This window comes from Ignavibacteria bacterium (assembly GCA_016873845.1).
Taxonomy (GTDB): Bacteria; Bacteroidota; Ignavibacteria; order Ch128b; family Ch128b; genus JAHJVF01.
In genome coordinates this window covers 1-5664 of sequence record VGVX01000106.1, presented here as the reverse complement: position 1 = coordinate 5664, position 5664 = coordinate 1, and the positions used below count along the sequence as shown (strand labels likewise).

The 5664-nt window shown below is 35.7% G+C and carries 7 protein-coding genes and 1 pseudogene; all 8 read left to right on the top strand.

Annotation, left to right across the window (positions count from 1 at the left end; translation table 11 throughout):
- On the top strand, positions 1-366 hold a 366-nt coding region (locus FJ213_12630), incomplete at its 5' end, for an ATP-binding protein (protein MBM4176996.1).
- 85 nt (positions 367-451) lie between these two features.
- A pseudogene (locus FJ213_12625) lies at positions 452-685 on the top strand (DUF4160 domain-containing protein).
- Entirely contained in the window at positions 666-944 is a 279-nt protein-coding gene (locus tag FJ213_12620; protein MBM4176995.1) for a DUF2442 domain-containing protein, read from the top strand. Before FJ213_12625 ends, FJ213_12620 begins: the two are co-directional and overlap by 20 nt.
- A gap of 208 nt (positions 945-1152) precedes the next feature.
- Positions 1153-2136, top strand: a complete 984-nt coding sequence (locus FJ213_12615) for a hypothetical protein (protein ID MBM4176994.1) — start codon at positions 1153-1155, stop codon at positions 2134-2136.
- Complete coding sequence (locus FJ213_12610; GenBank protein ID MBM4176993.1) at positions 2133-3143, top strand: ornithine carbamoyltransferase; 1011 nt, start codon at positions 2133-2135, stop codon at positions 3141-3143. Before FJ213_12615 ends, FJ213_12610 begins: the two co-directional genes overlap by 4 nt.
- An 89-nt stretch (positions 3144-3232) precedes the next feature.
- Positions 3233-4492: a threonine synthase gene (thrC, locus tag FJ213_12605; GenBank protein MBM4176992.1), complete on the top strand. Its 1260-nt coding sequence runs from the start codon at positions 3233-3235 to the stop codon at positions 4490-4492.
- Positions 4485-5141 carry a hypothetical protein gene (locus tag FJ213_12600; protein ID MBM4176991.1) on the top strand — a complete coding sequence of 219 codons (657 nt, stop codon included), beginning with the start codon at positions 4485-4487 and terminating at the stop codon, positions 5139-5141. Before thrC ends, FJ213_12600 begins: the two co-directional genes overlap by 8 nt.
- A 14-nt stretch (positions 5142-5155) precedes the next feature.
- The coding region (locus FJ213_12595) for a hypothetical protein (GenBank protein ID MBM4176990.1) at positions 5156-5664 on the top strand (509 nt) is incomplete at its 3' end.

Genomic DNA, 5664 nt, shown 5'->3' with positions numbered 1-5664 from the left:
GACAATGGATTGCGAAATCAAGTCGCCTTCCGTTTTAGCGGAGATTCCGGCAAGCTTCTCGAAAATGTTGTTTTTCTTCAGTTGAAAAGAGATTGTTCCGAAGTTTACTATTATAAAAATAAAAAGGAATGTGATTTTCTTATCAAGGAGAAGAATAAAATTACAAAGGCAATTCAAGTTACGGATGTTTTAACAGAAGCAAATAAAGAACGAGAATTAAACGGATTGTTGTCTGCCATGGAGTCTTTTAATCTAAAGAAAGGATCAGTAATAACTCGTAACCAAGAAGAAAAATTAAGACTTCAAGGAAAAGAAATTCGGATAATTCCGATTTATAAATGGCTGATTGGAGAGCAAGAGGAATGACTCTCAAGTTAATGCAAATGCGTTTTATGCATTGTTCTGCCAGATTATATAATTTTTATTCATTAACTTCATATATGCCAGTTGTATTAAATATAAAGGATGTAAATTTTTTTTCTTCTCAAATTAAGGGGTCCCTCGTGAACCGCTGCATATTCACGTACGAAAAGGAGAATCAATTGCCAAATGTTGGCTTGAGCCGGAAATTAAATTGTCTGACTCATTTGGCTTCAATTCTTCCGAACTAAAAGAAATATTTAATGTTGTCTTTGAGAACAAGGAATTAATAGAAAGGAAATGGTATGAATACTTCGGTGAATAATTCTTTAGCGAAAAAAGTTCCCTTTGACAATGAAAACATGGTTGTTGAATTGGCGGATGGGAGAACTTTGATCGTTCCCCTTGCATATTTTCCGCGCTTGTTAAAAGCAGATGAGTATAAAAGAAATAATTATACCATTAGTGGAGGTGGAATAGGTTTGCATTGGGATGAACTAGACGAAGACATTAGCGTCGAAAACTTATTGTTCGGAATTGGTGATAATACAGTACAGAATCCTGAAAAATCTCATGCTGCTTAAGTAGGAAGATTTATTAGGTATCGAGCCAATGCATCCAGTGTTGAACATTTAGTCTAAGCAAGCGCGTTTTATCTGATGTACTGTGAAGTATTTTCATAGAATTGTCAGGAATAGTCATGAAGAAAATTTACATATTAGCAATTCATAAAAATCGATTTTTTATACATCAGTAATGAATGAAACTTCAATAATTAAATTAAAAACTATTATGGCTTATTCATTTTTAAACTTCGCTGAGGAAATTCTTGCAAAAGCAGATAAACCGCTTACTTATCAAGAAATCTGGGAAATTGGAATTTCCAGTAATTTAATTAATAAATTATCAATAACAGGCAAGACACCTTGGCAGACTTTAGGTGCAAGGTTATATGTAGATACCAAAGAAAATCCAGAATCGAAGTTTATTAAGGTTGGAAAAAATCCTGTCAGATTTTTTCTGGCTTCAAGAAGTTCCGAAATTTCCCCCTCCTTAATTTCTAAAATAGAAATTGAACAGAGAAAAGAGAAAAAGGAAAATGATTATTATGACGAGCGTGATTTGCATCCACTATTATCTTACTTCGCATATTCAAATCCCGCCTTTAACCGAGGACGAAATATTTTTACTAAAACAATTTTTCATGAAAAATCAAAGAGAAGTGGATACAGTGAATGGCTATATCCAGATTTGGTAGGATTTTATCTTCCCCTTGAAGAATGGAATGAAAATCTGATTGAATTTAACAGATTATCTGATAATAACGCTCTGAAACTCTTCTCCTTTGAATTAAAAAAGGGTATTAATAAAAGTAATTATAGAGAAAATTATTTTCAGGCTGTTTCTAATTCTTCCTGGGCACATGAGGGATATTTAGTCGCTATAGAGATAACTCAAGATGATGATTTACTAGCTGAGTTGGAAAGACTCGCCATGTCATTCGGTATTGGAATAATCCATTTGGATCTGAAAGACATTGACTCCTCCAAAGTATTATTTACTGCCAAACAAAAACCATATCTTGATTGGGAAACAATGAACAAGCTTTGTGAGCAAAATAAAGATTTTGATAAATTCATTAAAGATGTAAAGATTGATTTCAATTCCAAAGTAATTCATAAATCAGAATATGATCCGATAATCTCCTACCCTGAAGATTATATCAAAAAAACATTTTTAAAAAAAAGAATAAGTAAACATTCGGAGAAAAGATGAATTCAGACTTTAAAGGGAAACATTTTATAACAGAAGACAATTGGACGAAGGAAGAACTCGATATAGTTTTTGAAACATCGTTCGACTTAAAGAAAAAATTTTATAACGAAGAACCCCACCTCCATCTGCCACACAAAACTTTGTTCATGATATTTTTTGAACAATCGACACGCACACGCAATTCGATGGAAGCGGGAATGACTCAGCTTGGCGGACATGCTCACGATCTGACTCCAGATAAAATGCAAATCACTCACGGCGAAGTTGCGAAAGACACCGCAATAATTCTTTCCCGCATGGGACATGGGATCGCCTGCAGAAATTGTTTTTATGGAATCGGAAATAAATACTTAAATGAAATGGCAGAATATTCGAAAAAACCAATCATGTCATTACAGGACGATGTCTATCATCCATTTCAAGGACTTGCAGATTTGATGACAATCTTCGAGCATTTCGGTAGAAATACCAAAGGATTGAAAGTAACTGTCTCATGGGCATACGCAGACACACACAGCAAACCTCTTTCTGTACCGCAGACGCAAATATTACTTTTCCCTCGATATGGAATTGATGTCACCGTTGCACATCCAAAGGAATTTCCATTGAGTAAATATATAATCGACAAAGCAAAAAAGAATGCCGAAGCTGGTGGCGGAAGTTTACAATTCACAAATGACATGGACGAAGCTTTTGAAGGAGCTCAGATTGTTGTTCCGAAAAACTGGGGTGGATTCGGCTTCTATGATGTCGATCATTATTTGAACAATGAAGATGAATGTAAAAAAGAAATGAGGTCAAATCTCGAAAAATATAAATCTTGGATCTGCGACGATAAAAAAATCAAACTTGCGGATAAAGGTGTGAAGTTGATGCATGCTCTCCCTGCCGATAGAAATAACGAAGTAACGGATGAAATACTCGACAACCCTGACATATCAATCGTATTCGACGAGGCAGAAAACCGCTTGCATACTGGCAAAGCAATTATGGCATTAACGATGTGAGATTTAATTATAAATATCATGAAAAATCATAATCAATCTCCGAAGGAGTCCTTCGGACATAAAAATCTGTGTCCCATTAAAAATTTGTGATGAGTAAATATTCTTACAAATGCTTTGACTGTTCTTCTCAATTTACATCTGAAAAAATTGAGACAGAGCGAATTTATCTTTGTCCCAATTGCGGTAAGGCAGAAAAAAATCAACCGCTCAGAGGCGTCCTGCTTGTTGAATATGATTATGAAAATTTGAAGCGAAAACTTAACAGAGAGAAATTCTTAAAAATCTCCTGCGGAAAGTTTTGGCTTTATCCTGATCTTTGGCCAATAAATTTTCTTGAAAAAACTATTCCAAAATCATCGCTAGATAAAATTACATTAACCAATGAACCTCTTCTTGAATATGAAATTGGTGGAAAAAAATTTTTTGTTTTTGATGATACTCGCAATCCAACTTTATCATATAAAGATAGAGCCACAACTCTTGTAATATGTAAAGCTCTCGAATTAGGAATTTCAGAGATTGCTGCAGCTTCAACTGGCAATGCCGGTTCATCGCTTGCAGGAATTTGTACACGGCTCGGACTCAAATCCCACATTTTTGTTCCAGAGAAAATTCCATCTGCAAAGAGAATTCAAATTCAATCTTTCGGAGCAAATCTTTATTTAGTGCAGGGGGATTACGATCAAGCATTCGATTTATGTCTTGAGATCAGTAAGAAGAAAAATTGGTACAACAGAAATACTGCATATAATCCACTGACGATAGAGGGGAAAAAATCCGCAGCATTTGATATTTTCATTTCAATGAAAGGAAAAATTCCGGACAAAATTTTTGTCCCCGTTGGAGATGGAGTGATTATTTCAGGATTGTTCAAAGGATTTTCTGATTTGCTCAGATTAGGATGGATTGATAAGCTGCCTCAACTAATAGCAGTTCAGGCGGAAGGAAGCAGTGCAGTTGTTCGTTATATTGATGCCGGTAAGTTTGAATACAAATCTGCTTCGACAATTGCAGACAGCATTCACGCTGGAGCTCCGAGAAATCTTTTTATGGCTGCTAATTCAGTCATGGTGAGCAACGGCACCGCAGTTTCGGTTACCGATGAAGAAATTCTTTCTGCTCAAAAATCTATTGCGCAGAGTTTCGGAATTCTTGCCGAACCATCATCTGCCGCATCCTTTGCCGGATACAAAAAGTTATTTCAGGATGGAAAAATTTCAGAAAAAGAAGATGTATTACTTATGATTACAGGAAATGGACTGAAAGACTCCGCGTCACTTTCTACTTGGAACGATGAGCCCAAATCAAAATCCAATGATGAGTGGAAAAAATTTTTATTAAATGAGTGAGCCAAGTTTAAAAATAGGTGGATTGCTTGCCTGTGCAGGTAAATCCGAAAGAATGGGAAGCCCAAAACCGCTTTTGATGTACAGGGGATTGCCGTTTTGTGTACTGATACTTGCTAAGATGAATTTGATCTGTGATAAAATTATTATCGTTCTCGGCCACAAAGCGGATGAAATGAAGAAAGCGCTCGAAGAATATTTAACCGACATTAATAAATTGAAACGAGAACTTCGTGACACTTCGCTCATCGATCATATTTTTGAAATGAATCATAAAATCGAAATCATTGTCAATGAAAACTATGAAGCAGGGATGTTTTCTTCCTTGCAAAAAGGAATTGAAAAATTGACTGACTCAGATTGGGCACTTTACCATTTTACAGATCAGCCAACGCTGCCAATTTCGTTTTACACTAACTTAGTCGAACAGCTCGATAATAATTTCGATTGGATACAGCCAAGATTTAATACACAAAATGGGCATCCAATTTTTTTGAACCATAGAATGTATCAAAATATCATTTTCAGCCCACGCAGTTCGGACTTGAGAAAGCTAACTTCTTATAAAAATTGCAAAAAGAAATATTGGGACGCTCCATATCCGCAGGTTTTAGATGACATCGATTCACCGAAAGACTTTTTCTCAATTTAAGATTGAATGCTCAAATGCAAATAGAAAAATATATTTATGAACTGAAGCAGCAAAATCGACCGTTCGTAATTGCGACTGTTGTTAAACAGGAAGGTTCTGTTCCAGGAAAAGTTGGATTTAAAATAGTCGTTCAATCAGAAAAAGAATTTTATGGAACTGTTGGCGGTGGAGCAATCGAAGTGGAAGCGATACAAGAGTCACTTGAAAGACTGAAATTCGGAGAAAGCGGAACAAGAGAATATCTGCTTTCGAAAAATGCTTCCGAGAATAGTAATTCTGTTAAAACTCTTCCCATGAATTGCAGCGGCAGAGTTTGGATCTATTATGAAGTACACGGCTCTCTATCAACACTGTATCTATTTGGCGGCGGACACGTTGGAAACGCTTTACTATATTATTTGAAACCGCTCAGCTATTATACAATTTTAATCGACAACCGCCCTGAATTCGCGAACAAGGAAAAAAATCCAAATGCTCACGAAATTCATTTGTCCGATTACTTAGAGTATGCTTCAAAATTTCA